Source organism: Rhodoferax sp. GW822-FHT04A08 (genome assembly GCF_058801025.1).
The window spans coordinates 1-739 of the sequence record NZ_JBXAMW010000072.1; the positions used below are offsets into that span (position 1 = coordinate 1).

A 739-nucleotide genomic window follows, 5' to 3' on the forward strand; every position below is an offset into this window, starting at 1 on the left:
CAAGTAAGGCGGAGCACGAAACATGTCTATCTTCATCAATAAAGACACCAAGGTCATCACCCAGGGCATTACCGGCAAGACCGGACAGTTCCATACGGAAAAGTGCCAGGAATACGCCAACGGCAAGAACTGCTTTGTGGCCGGCGTGAACCCCAAGAAGGCGGGCGAGTCCATCTTCAACATCCCGATCTACGCCTCCGTCAAGGAAGCCGCATCGGAAACCGGCGCTACCGTGTCGGTGATCTATGTGCCGCCCGCAGGCGCTGCTGCTGCGATCTGGGAAGCCGTGGAAGCCGATCTGGATCTGGCGATCTGCATTACCGAAGGCATTCCGGTCAAGGACATGCTCGAAGTGCGCAACCGTATGAAGGCCAAAGTGGCTGCGGGTGGCAAGGAAACCTTGCTGCTGGGCCCGAACTGCCCCGGCCTGATTACCCCTGAGGAAATCAAGATCGGCATCATGCCCGGACACATCCACCGCAAGGGTCGCATTGGTGTGGTTTCCCGCTCCGGCACGCTGACGTACGAAGCCGTGGCACAGCTGACCGAGATCGGTCTGGGCCAGTCTTCTGCAGTTGGTATTGGTGGTGACCCCATCAACGGCCTCAAGCACATCGACGTGATGCGCGCCTTCAACGACGATCCTGATACCGATGCCGTCATCATGATCGGCGAAATCGGCGGGCCCGATGAAGCCGAGGCTGCACGCTGGTGCAAGGCCAACATGAAGAAGCCTATC

The 739-nt window shown here is 58.6% G+C and carries 1 protein-coding gene; it reads left to right on the top strand.

Translation table 11 applies throughout. The features are described 5' to 3' along the window. Nucleotides 1-22: 22 nt before the first annotated feature. Nucleotides 23-739 (top strand): succinate--CoA ligase subunit alpha (gene sucD / locus AC1RMF_RS26620; protein WP_493145567.1); only part of this gene is annotated, 717 nt, incomplete at its 3' end.